This window comes from Mesorhizobium sp. M1406, assembly GCF_040317555.1.
Taxonomy (GTDB): domain Bacteria; phylum Pseudomonadota; class Alphaproteobacteria; order Rhizobiales; family Rhizobiaceae; genus Mesorhizobium.
Genome location: NZ_JAMYKW010000082.1, coordinates 1 through 18,035 on the forward strand (window position 1 = coordinate 1; position 18,035 = coordinate 18,035).

Here is an 18,035-nt window from a genome sequence, read left to right on the forward strand (position 1 = left end):
ACAGTTTTCGGCGGATCACGTCCTGCAGCATCTCCTTGTCCAGCGACAGGTCGGCGACCAGCTTTCTGAGCTTGCCGTTCTCGTCCTCGAGTTGCTTCAGCCGCTTCATCTCTGTCGGCAGCAGCCCGTCATATTTCTTTCTTCCAGTTGAAATAGGTCGCCTGGCTGATCCCGGCCCTCCGGCAGATCTCCGCCACAGGAAACCCATCCGCTCCCTGCTTCAGAATGAACGCCTTCTGCGCGTCCGAAAACTTCGATGCTTTCATCGCTTCCGCTCCTCTCCCAGCCGGGAGCGGAAAACTCCAATTCTGAACGGTCCAGTTTCTGGGGATCAGATCAGCAAGGGATTTGCTTCCATCAAAGGATGGTGACATGGGGCGCTCCTTAGGTAGCTGCTCAACAGCGTCGAGGGTGCCACACGCTCGCCGCCGCCCATAGCATCTACAGCGCTGTTGAGGGCGCGCTCGCGAGCGGCTTGGCTACCGCCGACCTACACCACGCGGCGGGACACGACCGAGACTGCTGTCCTGTTTCCGTGGCCAGGATCAAGTGTGAAGCGAGTCACGCCGTTTGCGACGCGCGCGTACCTCGACTGGCGTGGGAATTCACTGCACACTCAGTGGCAGTATGAATAGATTAATTCGATAATCTCGCTTTTCACGACTTTGTAGAGGACTATTGTTCCACCGAGGCAAAAACAACATTTGCAAGTGGTCGAGTTAGCGGCTCTGCACAAGAGCGAAGCCGGTGCAACAAAAGGCTCCGTCGTGGAACAACTCATTCTTAGTGAGGAGATACCTTTGACCGGCACGTGATGATCGATGGATCTCCTATGAGAAGGGCGGGTAAACTGCAAGATGTGGCGCGGGCTGTTCGGTTCCTGGCATCAGATAAGGCTCCATTCATTACGGGCCAAGTCCTCGCGGTTCCTCGCGGTCGACTGAGGATGGGTCATTGGTGGATTTCCACGTGAGAGTGCTATCGATGATCTGACCTTCCAACGACGGCAACACAGGAACGGTGAACGCGCATAGCTTCCATTCGATTTTACCAAGTCAAGGAAGAAGGAAACCATGGGGATCTCGCGAGGATGCGGCATTACCACAACATCACGAAAGAGAGGAACTGCAAATGAAAATACAAAAGCTGTTAATGATCCTTGCCGTTATCGGGAGTTTTGCGCTAAATGCCCAAGCTGCAAGCGCAAAGGATACCCTGAAAGTAGGAATGGATCCCCTTTTTGAACCATTCTCGTTTCAGACTGCCGACGGCAAACTCAACGGCTTCGACTTCGAAATTTCCAACGCGCTTTGCAAAGCTATGGATGTGGTATGTGACATTCAAGCGATCGCGGGCAATGGCGAGAGCGCAGCGCTACAGGCAGGACAAATCGACGTTCTGATCAACACCTTTGCCATGACGAAGGAGCGGCTTGAGAAGTTCACGATGGTGGGACCCTACATCAGGCCAACGTTTCGTTTGATGGTCAACCCGAACTCTTCGATAGACGGAAGCGAGGCCAGTTTGAGGGGCAAGACTTTGGGAATCGAGAAGAGCGCGGCGGCCATTGTCAAATACAGCGGCGATAAGTTCGCGAAGTTCATGACCGTCCAACCCTATGAGCAGATCAATGATGCTATCCTTGACTTGGATACAGGGCGCGTCGACGCTGTATTCGGTGATGAAAATCAGCTATTCTACGGTTACGTCAAGAAGCGGCCAGGTGCCTATAAGATAGTTGGGCCGAGCATCAATGATCCCGAATACTTCGGGGTTGGGCAAGGTTTCATGCTTCGTAAAGGTGATAACTGGGCTCCGAGGCTGAAGACCGCTCTCGACACCATCGTTGAGAATGGGGAATACGACAAGATTTCCCAGAGATGGTTCGGCCGAAACATTCTCAATAAATAGTTGTTAGCGGCGGTGCAGGACAGGTGGGAAGCTACGAGCAGTCTCGCTGCTCGTAGCCTGCTCCAGGTTTCTGTATTGGCCTAATCGGCCTGAAGCTGCGATTTTCGCCAGTTTGCGGAACATTCCGAGAACTTCATGGCTTGTTTTCCTTGGCTTGGAGCAGCCTTGCGATGTTTTCGGCGGCAAATTTGAAGCCTCTGTGGTCGGGAATTCGCTCAGCGAAGATCGGTAGCGTGGCCGCCTTGGATCGATGCCAGTGATCCGGAACCGTTCGCTTCCGGTGCGGAACTCGCGTCCGAAGTCCGAAGGGGCCAATCCGAAATGCTCTGCCAAGAACTCGAACCTGTCTTTTTTCGAGATTGAATGCGGTGCCGTCGGAAGCGGGAATGCTGACGCGGAACATGGGCTCGAAGGAGAAGCCGGTATTCGGTGTCGCGGCTGCCTTTGACGATGATATCGGCATGGGGCTCGAACAGGCTGACCAGCTTGTCGCCGGCCGGCACTTGGCTCGCCGGCCAGCACTCGCCGCTCACTCTGTGCGATGATTTGCTCGATCAGCGGCCGATAGTGACAGAGTTGGGCTTGCCAGAGTTCGACGAGCGGAGTGCTCGCCATGGCCAATCGTTCCGGCGCCTGCTTCAGATAGGCCAAGGTCGCGCAGGCGATCGCGATCAGTTCACGGAAGAGTTGGACGCGGTCGGGTCGGCCGCGTGTGAACTGGATCTTGCGGGCGCGCTTCTTGGCCGCGCGGCAATGATCGCGCCATTCCAGGCCGGCGCCACCGGCCAAGGCATCAGCCTGCTTCAATAGGCGCACCATGACCCGCACAGCGTCCCACAGCAGGCTGCTGTCGCTCGGGTCGTGCATGAGTGCCGAGGTCACAGTGCTGTCCAGCCGCACGACCGCACCATCTTCCAGTTTTGCCTGACGGGCATTCGACAGCAGCGCCCGATTGATCTCTCCCAGGTCTCGGGCCGGATCGCGCTGATCGTCTTTTGCAGCACCGACTTCCGCGGGCTCCAGGACCACGGCAGGCGGGCAAAGGCCCGGAACGATGCCGAGTCCTCCAGATGAAATGCCAGCTCCTGATAGGTCAACTGCCGGTATTGCTTGAGAAGCGCGCAACGCAAGACCGCTTCAGCAGGTAGGCCCTGCCGTCCGGTGGCCTTGACGTCGACCGGCCCAAATCGCGCGCCACCAAGCCAAGAAGGTCGCGATGCTCATCCAGCCATTGCGACATTGCCTTCAACTCGTGACCGATCTGTCGATAGCGAATTAAGTTGTCCGGTTTAGGTAGCACACGAGTTGTCCGCTGCTTCTGGTTTTGTTCTGCTGGCCGCCGAGCGGGTTCAAGCGGCTTTTTGTGTCTGTACGGCTATTCCATTGTGGTCGTAGCGGCCCAGACAGCGAGGCCCGTGGAAGATTGCATAGGCGCCGTCATGATAGCGGCGCACCTTGACTGTCGCCTTGACGAAATGGGGCCGCAGCGGGCTTTCGGGAATTTGCAGCTTCAGCCGATTGAACGAGACACAATTGTCGTTGCCGACCTGGCGCTCCTCCTGAATGCACAGGATCTCGCCCAGATCGACGCCGGGAATGGCGACGAAGGCTGAGCCTTCCTGTTCGGGCTTGACGGCGAAGCGCTTGTTGTGGGCCGGAATATAAACGTCGCGCAGAAAGCTGTTGGCCTCCTCTATGGTGGCGATCCCGGCCAACGCCAGCTCTTTCGTCAGCCGGTCTTGCAAGGTTTGGAAAACCCGCTCCGAACGACCGCGTGCCTGCGGCGAATAGGCCGCGATATGCTCGACGCCAAGGTGAGCCAACGCGCGACCGACCTGGGTCAGGTTTGTCCTGTCGATTTTTCCACCAGCCTGCGGCGTATAGAAATAGTGGCTGCCTCGATCCGTATAGAGGCTCAACGCCAGACCATGGCCGCCAAACACCTCCTCCAAAGCCCGAAACGTCGAAGCCGTCCCTTCTTCCTCGGTCAGAAAGCCCGAATAGATGGTGTTCGTCGCATCGTCCATCGTGACGATGAGGTCGAGCGCCGGTTGGCCGCCGAGCCAGATGTGGCGCGAGCCATCCTGATGCAGCATCATCCCCGGCAAGGGTCGGCGCGGCCGCTTGCGCCGGTGTGCTCCACGCCGGGATGCCTTGGTCAAAAGGCCTTTCGAATGCAGGAACGCCTTCGTCCAGGTGTAACTCCAGCTGAACCGATGATCGCGCACCAGAAGTTCGTGGAAATGCTTGGCCGTGAACCCGCTGTAGCGCGTCCGGTAGAGTGTCTCGACCTCAAACTCCCGGTCCAGCGGAACCCGTTTGCCAGACGCCTTGCCAAGACGCCGGTCCAATAAGCCGGCCTCCCCAGCCTCTTCATACCGGCAGCACCAGCGCCGGAAGGTTCGCTCGCTCAGACCCAGCAACTGCGCAGCCTCCATCTGGTTGAACTCCAAAGCTTCATAGCGGCTCAATACGTCTCGGAACTTGATCATTCGCACACCTTGATTGGCTTCCGACCGGCGCATCCTGACCCCGTTTAAAGGTCAAGACTTACCGGACAGATCGTGTGCTACCTAAACCGGACATATCGTGTGCTACCGACACAACTCGTGACCGATCTCGTGCGCGGCGAAAAGATCGAATATGCTTATATCAGGAGCGTCAATGCGGAACTGTCGTCAGGGTGACATTTTTGCTTTCCGTCGGTTGTTGCGGCATCCACGGTCTGAGTCCGATTGCAAGACGCGGCTCGTTGCCAAGCCAGATCCAACTTATATACGGTCGCTGTTTGAGACAGCGGCACCAACATCCCGCTTGCGGCGGACAAGGGCTCAGGAGGACGAGACCATTCTGGCTTACGGCCATTTCAGGGCCACGCATATTCTCGGCTCGTCCCACCAGGATCGGGTCCTGGAAGATTTGCAGAATTCAGTTCGGCTAACGCATCAGGCGGTCTTCATGACCGCGCCCTCGATGACGACGCCGGCGCTGACGTATTTCCACAGCGCGACGACCAGCTTGCGGGCGAGCGCAACAATCGCCGCCTTCTTCAGACGGCCGCCCTTGTGTTTGACCCGGTCCTGGAACCACAAGGTGAGCGCCGATCGCGGTTGATGGCGCAGCCACAGCCAGGCCGTCTGGATCAGCGTCGTTCGCAGCCTTGGATTGCCGGCTTTCGATACCCCCTGGTCGTGATCCACCGAGCCGCTCTGCCACGGTGTCGGCGCGAGGCCCGCATAGGCGGCAACCTGTCGTCGGTTGTCGAAGTGACGTGACAGCCCCTCCGACCACAAGACGGCGGCAAACTCCGGCCCGATGCCCTTCAGGTCGAGCAGCATCGCCGGTGCCGGCGAGACGACCGGCACGTCAGCAAGCATGGCATCGCGCGCGACCTCGACAGCCTTGATCTGCTCCAGCAGCAGTTCGAGCCTGTCGAGTTCCCGGCCGACCTGCGCCTGCAGATGTGCCGGCAAGGGTCGGCCGTCGCCGGTCTGGAGCGCCTCCAGTCGCTTGCGCCGGTCGCGGCGCAGCGGCTCATAACCGGATACGCCCTGGGCGAACAGCAGGCCTTTGACGCGGTTGACGTGGCGCACGCGCTCGTTCGTCAAAGGCCTTGCGCGTGATGCGGCGACGGTCCTCCTCCTCGGGCGCCGGCACCCGGAGCATCGCACACACACGTGGCTCGCCTCGCTTGTAGGCCAGCAACGCCCGGACCAGCGCCTCACCGTCGATCTTGTCGGTCTTTGCGCGGCGGCGCCGGCGCGAATTCGCAATCGACGCCGGATCGACGACGTGACTTTCGATCCCTTCGGCCTCCAACACGCGATGGATCCAAAAGCCATCGAGCCCGGCCTCCTGGATCACGATGATCGGAAAGCACTGCCCGGCCCGGGCCTGCGCCTTCCTCTTGAGCTCGGCAAATCGCGCCAGCAGTCCGGCGACGTCGCCGGCCACCACCGAATGCTTCGACATCTTTTCGCCGCCACCCGGCGACAGCGAGGTGATCAACCATTTCGAGCGGCTCAATTCCAATGAGACGAAGATTGCGCCAAGATCGGTACGGATAGCGGTCGGCGCTTCGGATTAGTGAGCTGCAACGGGCATGCTTGCCTCCAGGGTAAGGTGTTGATTCAGCGACCTCACTTTGCCACAGCGCAGGTCGCTATCCACCCTCCTCATAGGATCTGGCTTGGACGGTGCGTTCTTGTCGCATTGTCGGCTCCGGCGGTTACAGATTGTGCTTTGGAATCAGTGGCATGAAACCAAAGTGTACCTGAAACCGCCGGGCCTTGCCTTCGCAAATCACGATTTAAGCAATAAGATCAATGGTTTGGCGTTTATGGGCGGAAACTAACTAGTTGCGAACTGAGTGCCTAGAGATTTCCCGTCGGTCAGCTTCGAGAAAACTTCAGACCAAAAGCGGTAGTCGCGATCGCGACCATCGGAGCGGGCCGTCAGGGCGCAATGAGCTGCAGCAGTGGCCGCGTTCTGCCATACAGGTCGAGTGCGGCGGCTGGCCAACATCGCGGCTTCGAAGGGCCCCCATGGAACGTGGACCCGGATTGCCATGCCGACGCCTACGTGAAAACGGCCATCGAACCTCCGCCCGCTTCATGCCAAGCTAAGGTGACGGCACCGGCAAAAGGGTTCTGATCAATGGGAGACCGTATAAACTGCAGAGCGACTGCCCTGTTCTCCGCGCGCGTTCCTCGGCATGCCGATTCCGAAACACCGTGTGTGAGAAACATCGAGGATGCGGTTGACCAGGCTTGAGAGGCTGTATCCGGCGACCATCCCGGCCTGAGTATAAAGGGAGCCCTTACCGAGTACCGGCATGGAGTTGATCTCTAGGACAAAGGGCTGGCCGGAGCGGTCGATCCGAATGTCGACGCGGGCATAGTCCCGACACTGGCATGCACGGAAGGTCGCAACTGAAATGCCTCGCACCTTCGCCGCAACCTTGCTGCCGATTCGTGTCGGGCAAATCCCGTGCGGCGTCTCTTCCCATGTGGCAAAATGCGTTTCGCGATCACCGAAGTCGCGCTCCACCAGAGGCAACACCTCGAGATCTTCGTTTCCAAGCAGTGCGACGGTGATTTCTCGCCCCTCGATGTATTCTTCCACGAGCGCATCCTGCGCATATTGAGTGACGATCACTTCTACGGCCTGCCTCAACTGAGCGGGATTATGCACGAGTTGCACTCCGAAGCTGTTGTATTCGTGACGCGGCTTCACTATTAATGGGAATAGCAGGTCGCCGGTACTTTCAGTCCCGTTATGCATTGTGCGAAAGTTCGGCGTCGGTACGCCACAATCGCGGATAAGCTTCTTAGTGATGACCTTGTCGAGCGCCAGCCCGTGCCCGATTGGGCTTGATCCGGTGTACGGGATGCCCGCCATTTCGAGCATGGCCGGAACGTGGGTGAGACGGCACTCGCCCTGAATTCCGTACGCCATATTTAGAACGATTCCCGAGGGACGGGCTTGCGGATCGGTTGGCATGAACCGCTCGAGCCTAGCGAGCAGTCCCTTATCGCCTTCGCACAGCAGCGTCTCGTGGCCGCCCTCTTGCAATGCCGCCACCACACTTTCGACCGCCTTTAGGTCTTCGACCTCCGGACGGGACTGACCGAAACGGTTGATAACGCCCGTATAATCATGGTTGCAAACGATGCCTACTCGCACATGTATCTCCTCGAACGGGGACCGCTAAAGTCAAAACGGATTCTTCACCCCCCATGCAATTGGCGTGCCCACCTAAGAGATTGTGCGAGCAAGAAGGGCAAAGCCATATGTCCCGAGCCGCAACGGCCGAATACTTGCGCCTCAGTATGTCGGGATTCGAACGGAAATGTCTTCAACCGAATACGATCATGTCCCGCTGGCGTGGTGAGTTGGCCAAAGGTGCCGCCGCTTCGTCTTCGTACGCAGTGATCGCGCCCGGTCGCGGGACACTGTCGGAGCCATCAGGCGGGAATGGCCCGCTCCAAAGATGAAGCTTCCAAATGTCCGATCTTTCCCAGGCACAGAGCCACGCCTTCCAACTCGCCCCCACCCTGATTTGGTTAGGGTCGGCATCATGTCAGGCGAGTTAAGTAATCAGGCTCAGCGGCCGCCAAAGCGGGGCGCTCGTTTCTCCAGGAAAGCCAAAGCTCCCTCTGGGCGATCTTCGCTCGAATAGGGATCGGTACCAACATTCTGTCGCAATCCCGCGAAAGGGGGCATGCCCAGCTTCTTAGTGAAGTCTCCTTCACCTTAAGAACCGAGAGAGGCGCATTGGCCGCAATTCGCTGCGCGAGCCGCGTCGCTCCCTGCAAGCTGCCGCGCGGCGCCACCCTTGTTGAGCAGCCCGAGGCGCAGCGCCTCATCACAGTCCATCTGCCGCCCAGTGAACAGCAGCTCCAAGGCATCCCGCGCGATAGCAGCTGCGCGGCGACAATCAACTCTGATGAGAAGCTCGCACATTCATTGTCGCGCCGCACAGCCCGGAAGCGCTTGAACTTCCGCATCGTCCAGCCGGGTCGCGTCAAATGATTGCGACATGGGGGCGCTCCTTTTGGTTGGTTCGACAGCGCCAAAGGATACTATACCCTCGCCGCTCCCTCATAGCATTTACGACGCTGTTGAGCGTGCGCTCGCGAGCGGCTGCGCTACCGCAGAGCTACACCTGTATGGGGCGATGAGTGTCAAGCCTGGCTTCGGCTAGACTCCTGATGGAACCGCTTGCGCGGGTCAAAGCGGCGCGCGCTTTCCACGGATGTGCTGTCGCTGATCCGGCAGAATTGCTTCCATGCACAGGGTCAAGCGGTGTGCGACACGTGCTACCGGCTTGTCGGATCGTCGACACAACACATATTGCACAATCTCCCATGGTGCTTGCGCTAAGTTACTGAATAAACCGCGTAAAGCCCTCCTTCCGCCAGATCAACGCGAATGGCATCAGTTTTGCGTGATCTCTTTGCGAGGTGATTGTAGCTGCCCCGCCGAAAGGCAGCGGGTCATGTGCAGCGTGATTGGAGGCGCAACGTGAAACATGAAGTTGCAGAATTTGCGTTGAATTCATCGCAGGAGCGGATGTGCTTTCTCGACGGGCTTGATCCGCGGCGCAAGGATCTCAACATATGCTGCGCAATAGAAATGACGACCCGATTGTCGACCCGGCAGCTGCATGAAGCGCTGATCCCTATTATACCGCAGCACGTCTTCCTAAATACGAGGCTTGTTCGCCGTGACGGGCGTTATGTTTGGCTACGCCAAGTAGGATCTGACTTCCTAAAAGAGGTTGTTCTCCCAGAGAGAGCCTGCGAATCGGTAAAGAAACTTACTGATCTGTATCTGGAGTTTATAAGGCAGCCTTCTGGACTAATAGATCGCTTCCCTTGGCGAGTGCAACTTGTCCAGTGTGAAGGCAATAGCTATCTTTTCTGCATGTTTCATCACATAATCTGCGATGGGGATCGATCATTACTGTTATTCCTGCAAAGCCTTTCGGGCCAAACCAAGATCGAGAGGGACCACGGCACCCTGGTCGGAGTCCCTTTGGCAGAGCCGTCAACGAAAGTCGATTGGGAAGCGGTGTCGCGCCTCGCTGATGACGTCATCGATCTGGGCGATCTGCGCGGTAGGTTCCACTACATTGGCACTCCGCAACCGACTTTGAGTGAGTTTGTCATTGCACCAGATGAGCAAAGTTGGGGCCATGACGAAACTGAGGCGGGTCTTTTGGCCGCATTGCAATTCGCGACCGCAAATCTGTTGAATAACGAGCAGATTATCGTCGCTATTCCTCAGGATTGCGTTCCCGATAGCTGTTCGGAATTCGGCTATTTCGGAAGTCCAGGATTGGCACTGATACCGCCATTGATTGAAGGCCGCTGTTTTGGGACCAGTTTCGGCCAAGTGCCGCAATGGGCACTGGCGCAGGTGGAACTCTCAACCCGCATCGGGCGCGTTCCGTACCAGGAAATTGCTGCCTCGCCCGGTTTTGCGGAATTGGGCCGGGCTGACAATCTGTTCGATGTTGTCTTGGTGCGGCGTCGGATTTTCGGCTTCTCCAGCCCATCGATCGCACGAGTCTTCGAGCCGGCGCCATCCCCCACACCGTACCTGATGGTCGCCAATCATTGGCATGACGCTTCCGGACGGCTGATTTGCCGGCTAGAGGCTGCCAATGGCCTGATGAACCAGAGTTCGCTCGATTATCTGGCAGGCCGCATGAAAGCCTACCTGCTACCAAAACAGCCCATTGCAGCCCGTCCGAAGGACCTGGTTGACCTCACCGGAACTAACGAAACTATGACGCCATTTTTTCTGGCCGCATTGCGCCAGCAAGCCGATGGCAACCCAGAGCGTGAGGCGATACAAGGTCAACGCGACAGCTATTCCTACCTGTCACTAATCCGCATTGCGGATCAATTGGCCAGCCATATTCAGCGACAGATCGGTGGGGGCAATCCGACGGTCGCTTATGCGGGTCCGCGCGAGGCTAAGGAAATCACGGCTCTTGTCGGGGTGAATATGGCAGGCGGGTGTTTTCTTCGGCTGGATGAAAACGACAGCCATTTGCACCTAAAGCAATTGGAAAGGACAGGTGCGGAGGCGATCCTGGTGACCGAGGAGGCGTTTCAGGATTTCGATCGGCCGGAGGGGTTCGCTCCTTGCGACACGCCGGTTGCAGGTTTTCGCCTTCTGGTCGGGTCACGAGAGCGGGTCCCATCCCCAAAGTTTGACGCCTATGCAGTCATGACTTCAGGATCCACAGGAGAACCAAAGGTTATCCGGTTTCCGGCTGCACAATTGGACCAACTGGTGAAATGGCATCTCGACAGGCTGCCCGAGGCACACCGCATGGCTCAGCTGTCGTCGCTTGTGCACGATATAGCATATCACGAAATCTATGCGACGCTGGCTGGAGGGCGCACCCTCGTCTTCGCGGGGGCGAATTTAAGGTCGAGCCCAGGCGCGCTCGCGTCGTTCGTGAACGAAATGGCGTTGGACAGAATCTACCTCCCAACGGTGCTGCTGGAAGGAGCGGTCAACGCAGCGTTGGAACAGAACCTGCCTTGCCGGGAATTGCGAATGGTCATTGTTGCCGGCGCGACATTAGAGATCAGTGACAATGTTCGGCGCTGGTTCGCTAAGACAGGCGCGACCCTCGTCAACCATTATGGCATGTCAGAAACCCAGGACATAACCGCCCATGTCCTCGGAGGGGCATCCGATGCTTGGCCAGACCGGCCCCATGTTGGCCGGCCGATCGCAGGAACAAAGGTTTCTATATTAGGCTGCCGGAACGAACCACTTCCGGCGGGCGTGGCTGGCAACCTGGCGGTCCAGTTCCCGATCGACTCGGGGCATGGGTTCTCAGCGCCGACAGTGTTGGGTGATATTGGGTTTGTGGATGACGACGGCAATATTCATTTGGTGGGACGCAGCGATCGGATAGTCAAACTGCGTGGCAACCGGATTTCGTTGGAGGCGATAGAATTGGTCCTTCGTCAGCGCGAAGACATTCTAGATGCTGCTGCAATTGCTCCGCATGCAACTGCGTTTGGACAGGAGCCTCGCGTCTTTTTCACATGCGAACCTAAATTTCCGGAGCCGCCGTCGGACGATCTGGTTGATTACGTCGTAGGCAAACTCGGACGTCAGTTCCGTTGCCGGGTGTCGAAGTTAGCCGAGATGCCACGTCTGAAGAACGGCAAGATAAATTACCCGTCACTCGAACGCCGCGCTGCTGAGATAGGTGTTGGAGAGACATCCTTGTCCGTCCTAGACCAAGAAGCAGCACCCGATGACATGAAGGTGGCGGCAGCCATTCGCAAGCTAGTGCCCGACGCGAGGTTCACAGCGTCTAGCCGTTTCAGCGAAATTGGTTTCGATTCTCTTGAGCTCATGTCGCTTGAATTGGAGCTTGCCGGCACCTTTCCGGATTTGACGGTAGCCGATTTTTATCGCTTTCCCACCGTTGCCGCGCTGGAGAAACACCTTGAGAGAACCAAGAGTCCAGTCAAGTTCGATGCCCCCGCTCCCGTGCGATTCGAGGGGCGAAACGACCACGTCAGCGTCGTCGGCATGGCCGGTCGGTTCCCCGGGGCCCTAACAACGGAGGCCCTGTGGCAGAATCTTGCGGGTGGGCGTTGTCTGATCACGAAGGACGACGACGACGCAACCAAAGAGGAGGCGAAAGAAGAAGGTTCCAGATACTTTGTTCCAAGCTTCGGGCGGCTCGAAAACGTGGATTCATTTGACTACGAATTCTTTGGGCTCTCTCCGGCTGAAGCATACAGGACCGATCCGCAGATACGGATTTTTCTCGAATTATGCTGGTCAGCGCTTGAACATTCCGGTGATGCCGGCTACGGAGCCGATACCCGCATTGGACTGTTCGCGGGTGCCGGGCTCAGTACGTATTTAATGAATGAACTCGAGCCCTTGCGCAAAAGCAGGACCGATGCCTGTTTTCGCGAGGACAACACGCTACAGCAACGGCTCGGCAACGACCGAAACTACCTGACATCCACGGTTTCTTATCGCCTTGGCCTCACGGGACCGAGCGTCACGATTCAGGCGGCGTGCGCGACGTCGTTGGCGGCAATTCACTACGCCCGGCAAGCACTGCTGAACGATGAATGCGATATCGCACTGGCCGGTGGCATTTCGGTGATTTGGCCTCAGCCGACTGGGTACGACTATGTCGAAGGATCGGTCCGCAGCCTGAAAGGTCTTTGTCGCCCCTTCGATGCTGAAGCCGACGGAACCGTGTTTGGAAACGGTGGCGGGCTCGTTGTACTGAAAAGGAGCAGCGATGCTATCCATTATGGCAACACAATTTATGCAAACATCGCCGGTAGCGCGGTCAACCATGACGGCAGCCGCAGGATGAACTTTGCCGCACCAAGCCCCGAGGGGCAGGCTGATGTAATCACGCAGGCTTTGCGCAATGCAGGCTTGGGTCCCAATGCGCTTAGTTTTGTCGAGGCACACGGTACCGGTACAGTCCTTGGAGACGCCGTCGAATGGAGTTCCATTAGGCAGAGTCTGAAGAGAGCCAAACGGGATGCGCCGTGCTTGGTTGGCTCCATCAAAGGCAACATAGGGCATCTCGACGAAGCAGCTGGGGTCGCTGGATTCATCAAATCCTGCCTAAGTTTATATCACGCGGTCTTTCCAGGCACCTGCCATTTCCGCGAACTAAACCCGCGGCTACCGCCCGATGACACCATCCAAGTGTCAAGCCGCCCGGTGCCGCTCGGTCTCTCCAACTCGCTGTTCGGTGGCGTAAGTGCATTTGGGATGGGGGGCACAAATGCGCACATCATTTTGCAACGTGTACATGGCAGACGATCGAGGGAGCCAGTAACATGACACAGGCAATCGGCACGATCCTTCCACTATCGGCTAAATCGGTCCCAGCCTTTAAGGCCAATGCGGCTGCACTTAAACAGTTTCTCTTGCAAGGGATCAACCGCAATAAGCCCGACTTGGTCGAAACCTTGTCGCGTGGGCGACATCATTTCAGTCCATGCCGAGGCATAATTTATAGAAATGAGGACAGTTGCAGTGTCCACTCCGGCGAACCGATGAAGCAGCTTCCCGATGGGCAAAGTTCTTCGAATCTGGTCTGGATGTTTCCGGGGCAGGGAATGCAGCTGAACTGGAATATCATCGGGCATCTGAACGGCATCGAGGTATTTCGGGACCGTTTCAACGAGATTCTCGACGGCTTTCGGTCCCGCCTGGGCCAAAGGCTCTTTGCCGAAAAGATTGGCGCGTTGCTCCCGAAAGAGGGCAATAATGGTTTCGTCTGTGATCGATCAAATACGATCCATGATCAGGCGCTCGTTTTTGCTGTTGAACTGTCGCTCGGCGCTTTGTGGCTGTCATGTGGAATTCGACCAGCCGGGCTTGTTGGGCATAGCGTCGGCGAAATCGCTGCCGCAGTGTCTGCCGGCGTGCTTGCTCAGGACGAGGCACTCGATCTGATCGTCGCACGCGCGGTGGAAATGGAACAGGTGCCTGAGAAGGGCTTCATGTGTCAAGTGGACGCCGATGCTGAGTCATTGCAGACTCCGCTACAGAGGTTTGGTGTCGAAGTTGCTTGCAAGAATTGTCCTGACCGGACGGTTGTGGCGGGCCGAGAGGCTGCATTTGAGGTCCTCGCGAATTATTGTGCAGAGAATAGGCTAAGGCACCACCGGCTCAAAGTTGCCAATGCCTTTCACACCGCGATTATGGCGCCAGCGTCGCAAGCTTTGCGAGTTAGAGGTCCCATTCTCGCGCCCAAGACTCCTTTTATTCCGATTTTCCCCACCTGTTCCGCGCATACAGGTGAGCCATTCACACGAGATTACTGGGCTACGCAAATGCGATCTTGCGTTGATTTTATTGCAGGGGTGGAGCGTGTGTTGGACCGGATTGAGGCGCCAATTTTCCTTGAGATCGGCCTTGGACAGGCGCTGAGCGCCTTTACTCGCACAATTGCAGAGCGCAATGTCCGAGCTGAATTCGGTGTGGTGGCGGGGATCGGTCGTCCTGACAATCCAGTTGCGGAGAAAATCGCTGATTTGTTTGCGGCGGGCTATGCTCTGCCCTGGCATAAGCTTAACAACACCGAACGTGGTTTGCTCGTCCCGATGCCGACTTACCGGTTCATCCAGAGTGAAATCGGCAGCACTGCGTTTCGCATGCAGGTCCCTAGACAACACGCGGCCTCGCTGCCACCTCTCGGCAAAGGGACCATCCGCAAGACCACGACGTTCGAGATATCTCCGCAGGAAGCCGCTTGGTTTGAGCAGCATCGGGTGAACGACGCCTATGTAGTTCCCGGAGCTGGAATGCTGGCGATGATTTTCGATTTCCTTTCCGACCTAGGCCACGTCACTGAGAATCAGCTGAATGATGTGGTTTTTGAAGCGCCTATCGTTTTGAACACGGCCGAAAGCAGATGTCGGATTGGCATTCAGGTCGAAAGTGGCGATCGGCCAAGGGTTGCGCTTTATTCTCAGACGATAGGGAAAGAAGAGACTTGGACGCTTAATGCTTTGGCCGTTGTGGTAGACTCTATCGCAAGTTGGCCTGATGAAGCTGAACATTCGGATATGGGGCAACGCGGTAAGACCGATGCCTCTGAAAGCCTCTATGCACAATTTGTCCGGCAGGGGCTGGAATATGGTCCACAGTACAAGCGGATTGAGAGTAGTAGGCGTACCAAAAAGGCAGCTCATGCTCGGCTCTGTGCGCTCTCCAGCGCCACCGGATTGACCGGACTAACCACCGCCCTGAATGCGATGTTGCAGGCGGCGAGCTTTGCGCTTGCGGTTCCAGGGCAGGAAACGGCCTTTCTCCCTGCCAGCATAGGTTCGGTCAGCCTACGCGACGCGGCAAGTTTCGCCTATGCTGGAACTATCTCGGCCCGGGTTGATGGCAAACGCCACGAGGCCGTCCTTCGCGACGCTAAGCAAAGGCCGATCTGCACGATGCGGGACGTCGGACTTATCCCCAGCAACCTAGCGCATGGCATTGATAATTTAACAGAACCTGACAGGCCAGTTCTGTCGACGGCGGCGGAGGTCCTGGGCGTAAATAAAGCGTCGCTAGATATAAACGGTTCCTTGTCCGACAACGGTGTTGACTCCTTCCAGTTGGTCGAGCTTCGGTTGGCACTCGAAGAATTAAGCGATACCCGTATACCACTGAGCTTGCTTTCTGACGGTGCCAGTCTCCAGGAGATCGAGCGCCAGTTCGCAGTGATGAGCAGCGGTAAATTCCCTTTTCTGTCGGCCGCGCTTGCTGCTCCCGCAACGGCCGAGCAACCCCGACCGAAGATCTTTTTCGTGGAAGGGATTTTCGGCCATGTTGGGGGAGAGGCCGGACTGCGCCACTCAGTCAAGTCCAGCATCGATGTGATCGGTCTGGGCGCGCCCAACGACGGCACTTCTGACGATATCGTAGGGGCTGTCCGCCAGATGGCCGATGAAGTCGAGCAACACCAGCCGAATGGTCCACTGGTGCTAATAGGCCACTCATTTGGAGCTATGCTCGTATATTCCCTGGCTGTGGAAGTAGGACGTCGCGGCCGAGAGGTTGAGCGGATTGTCGCCATGGATGGCCTTTTGGCGCCATCATTGTCCCCGCATCATACCGCGCGTATAGACGATGACGATTTCAACCAACTTCTGCACATGAGCCGGTGTAAGCCAACAGCGCCAGACTCCCCCTCCTCTAAGGCAGAGGGCGTCGTGATCGGCGAATTGAAGCGGGTATTCGAGAAGAATTGCCGCATCGCAGCTTCAGCTCAAATCTACGCGCCAATCCACTATCACGTGACGCTGGTCCTACCTAGGCAGGACAATGTCACCGGCATAACCGAAGAGATCTTCTTGCAGAACTTACGCGCGATCCAAGCAGGTACCGGTGTAAAAGAAAAACCCAACGTTGAGATCCTTTATGTCAATGGTGACCATTTCTCGATGATTCGCAGTCCGGCTATCGATGAGATCGGACGTCTCTTTGTATCTCACGCAAGCTTATCCGCCCGGCCACTGTGAGCCTACCCCACCGTATGGCGGATGCCAAAATGACACTGGCGCGCGATGACCACCCCTTTCACGGATGATATTCCGTGACTATGCATTCCGGACAAAGCAGGGAACGGGTCAGCTTGGCGCAGCACTGCTGGGTCAGCGAGTATGGCTTTCATAATGTTTGCCGCCATTCTCTGCCCAAAATGAAGGATATCCGATGGCAATTGAAACCGCACAAGAGACGCACTTCAGTAGATTGCATTTCGATCCCATTCGATTTCTACAGCAGATCGTGGCCATCGACAGCTGCGATCCGCCGGGTAGTGAAATCGAGGTCGCCAAACTCGTCCACGCGGAACTACTCGCCCTCGGCATAGAGGCCGAACTGGATGAATTCCTTCCTGGTCGGGCAAATGTCCTAAGTAGAATTCGCGGAACGGGTGAAAAGCCCGCGTTGCTCTTTTCGTCCCACATGGACACCGTGCCTGTCGGCACCGCCCCATGGCGACTGCCACCGTTCTCTGGCGAAATCGCGCAAGGCCGGCTATACGGGCGTGGCTCAACCGACATGAAAAGCGCCCTTGCAGCAATGATCGCAGCTGCAGGGAACTTGGCGGATAAGCGTGAAACGCTGAAGGGTGATCTGATCCTGGCATTTACTGCAGGAGAAAGCTCAAATCTACTTGGTGCTCGCCGATTTGCCGAGCAGGGTATAAAGGAGGAGATCGGCGCTTTTCTTTGCGGGGAGCCTAGTGATCTCGATATCATTATCGTTGAAAAGGCGGCTTTGTGGCTGCGGGCTACTGCCATGGGTAGGTTGGGTCACGTCTCCGGCGAACCTGGGATCAACGCGATCGATGCGATCCACTCGTTCCTCACCCGCCTCTACTCTCTAGAATTGGACTGCCCGCCGCATCCGCTTCTGGACGGCCCGACCATTCGTGTTGGTCGGATCGAGGGAGGCTCTGCCATTAACCTCACTCCAGACCGCTGTACCGTTGACATTGATATCCGACTGCCTCCGGGTGTCGATCACCTTGCAGTTGTAACGCGCGTGGAAAATATCGCACCAGAGGATGTCGTCATAAGAATCCTTGACTTTAAGCCCGCGGTGGAAAGTCTGCCAGACGAGAGCTTCGTCAAGCTATGCAGTGACGTCTGCACACGTCACCGGATGCGCAAGCCGGAGATCAAGGGTGTGTCTTACTACAGCGACGGCGCTATCTTGCTGGAGGGGCTGTCCGTTCCCTTTGCCATCATCGGCCCCGGCGATCTCGGCCTGAGTGGGCAGCCAGATGAATCCGTTTCCGTCGACAACGTGCTGAAGGCAGTTGAGATTTATCAAGACGTCGCCACGGCCTGGCTATCGTAAGGATCAACATGTCTCGCCTCCCAGGTATAGGCATCGCGAGGGACATCATCGCCGGCCCCGAAATCGAATACGTCGTCCGCCTCGTCGGCCACTTGTAATCTTAATTGCAACTTTTCTGGGTAGGAGTTTTCAACAAATGTCGGCCACTGCGGACTCGTTTAAACGAAATGCTGATATCGACTCCGTGCTCAACGACGCACGGCAGCGATTTGTCGACCGCAATCCCA

Annotated in this window: 10 protein-coding genes and 3 pseudogenes; 6 read left to right on the plus strand and 7 right to left on the minus strand. The window is 57.1% G+C overall.

All coding sequences use genetic code 11. The annotated features are described in order from the left end of the window. A pseudogene (locus tag NKH03_RS31460) lies at window positions 1-266 on the minus strand (IS3 family transposase); the annotation flags it as partial. A gap of 548 nt (window positions 267-814) precedes the next feature. Here NKH03_RS31460 and NKH03_RS31465 point away from each other — a divergent pair. Both NKH03_RS31465 and NKH03_RS31470 read left to right on the plus strand, forming a co-directional pair. Continuing rightward, on the plus strand, window positions 815-973 hold the full coding sequence (locus NKH03_RS31465) for an SDR family oxidoreductase (protein WP_502913574.1): 159 nt from the start codon (window positions 815-817) through the stop codon (window positions 971-973). A 158-nt stretch (window positions 974-1,131) separates the two neighbouring features. Further along, complete coding sequence (locus tag NKH03_RS31470) at window positions 1,132-1,911, plus strand: transporter substrate-binding domain-containing protein (RefSeq protein ID WP_352972776.1); 780 nt, start codon at window positions 1,132-1,134, stop codon at window positions 1,909-1,911. Between the two features lie 3 nt (window positions 1,912-1,914). Here NKH03_RS31470 and NKH03_RS35110 read toward each other — a convergent pair whose 3' ends face one another. The 6 genes and pseudogenes from NKH03_RS35110 to NKH03_RS31490 all read right to left on the minus strand — a co-directional run bounded on the left by NKH03_RS35110 (window position 1,915) and on the right by NKH03_RS31490 (window position 7,596). Continuing rightward, window positions 1,915-2,244: a hypothetical protein gene (locus NKH03_RS35110; RefSeq protein WP_502913575.1), complete on the minus strand. Its 330-nt coding sequence runs from the start codon at window positions 2,242-2,244 to the stop codon at window positions 1,915-1,917. An 89-nt stretch (window positions 2,245-2,333) separates the two neighbouring features. After that, a pseudogene (locus tag NKH03_RS31475) lies at window positions 2,334-3,211 on the minus strand (transposase); the annotation flags it as partial. Window positions 3,212-3,260: 49 nt separating this feature from the next. After that, window positions 3,261-4,403, minus strand: coding sequence for an ISNCY family transposase (locus NKH03_RS31480; RefSeq protein WP_352604488.1), 1,143 nt, complete (start codon window positions 4,401-4,403; stop codon window positions 3,261-3,263). 453 nt (window positions 4,404-4,856) lie between these two features. Beyond that, a pseudogene (locus NKH03_RS31485) lies at window positions 4,857-5,976 on the minus strand (IS110 family RNA-guided transposase). Window positions 5,977-6,261: 285 nt separating this feature from the next. Beyond that, window positions 6,262-6,480, minus strand: a complete 219-nt coding sequence (locus NKH03_RS35115; RefSeq protein WP_502913576.1) for a Y4oE-related protein — start codon at window positions 6,478-6,480, stop codon at window positions 6,262-6,264. Between the two features lie 84 nt (window positions 6,481-6,564). Then, entirely contained in the window at window positions 6,565-7,596 is a 1,032-nt protein-coding gene (locus NKH03_RS31490) for a D-alanine--D-alanine ligase family protein (RefSeq protein WP_352972778.1), read from the minus strand. Window positions 7,597-8,187: 591 nt separating this feature from the next. On the opposite strand from NKH03_RS31490, the gene NKH03_RS31495 reads away from it, so the two are divergent. The 4 genes from NKH03_RS31495 (at window position 8,188) to NKH03_RS31510 (ending at window position 17,808) form a co-directional block, all read left to right on the plus strand. Next, window positions 8,188-8,445 (plus strand): hypothetical protein, encoded by a 258-nt coding sequence (locus NKH03_RS31495; protein ID WP_352972780.1) that lies wholly within the window; start codon window positions 8,188-8,190, stop codon window positions 8,443-8,445. A gap of 492 nt (window positions 8,446-8,937) precedes the next feature. Beyond that, entirely contained in the window at window positions 8,938-13,278 is a 4,341-nt protein-coding gene (locus NKH03_RS31500) for a beta-ketoacyl synthase N-terminal-like domain-containing protein (protein WP_352972782.1), read from the plus strand. Continuing rightward, the gene (locus tag NKH03_RS31505) at window positions 13,275-16,460 is read left to right on the plus strand and encodes an acyltransferase domain-containing protein (protein WP_352972784.1); all 3,186 of its coding nucleotides are present in this window, start codon (window positions 13,275-13,277) and stop codon (window positions 16,458-16,460) included. Before NKH03_RS31500 ends, NKH03_RS31505 begins: the two co-directional genes overlap by 4 nt. Before the next feature lie 193 nt (window positions 16,461-16,653). Further along, entirely contained in the window at window positions 16,654-17,808 is a 1,155-nt protein-coding gene (locus tag NKH03_RS31510; RefSeq protein ID WP_352972786.1) for a M20 family metallopeptidase, read from the plus strand. Window positions 17,809-18,035: the final 227 nt, after the last annotated feature.

Coding starts and splice junctions, on each gene's coding strand:
- NKH03_RS31465 (WP_502913574.1), top strand. CDS start 815: ATGATCGATGGATCTCCTATGAGAAGGGCGGGTAAACTGCAAGATGTG.
- NKH03_RS31470 (WP_352972776.1), top strand. CDS start 1,132: ATGAAAATACAAAAGCTGTTAATGATCCTTGCCGTTATCGGGAGTTTT.
- NKH03_RS31480 (WP_352604488.1), bottom strand. CDS start 4,403: ATGATCAAGTTCCGAGACGTATTGAGCCGCTATGAAGCTTTGGAGTTC.
- NKH03_RS35115 (WP_502913576.1), bottom strand. CDS start 6,480: ATGGCAATCCGGGTCCACGTTCCATGGGGGCCCTTCGAAGCCGCGATG.
- NKH03_RS31505 (WP_352972784.1), top strand. CDS start 13,275: ATGACACAGGCAATCGGCACGATCCTTCCACTATCGGCTAAATCGGTC.
- NKH03_RS31510 (WP_352972786.1), top strand. CDS start 16,654: ATGGCAATTGAAACCGCACAAGAGACGCACTTCAGTAGATTGCATTTC.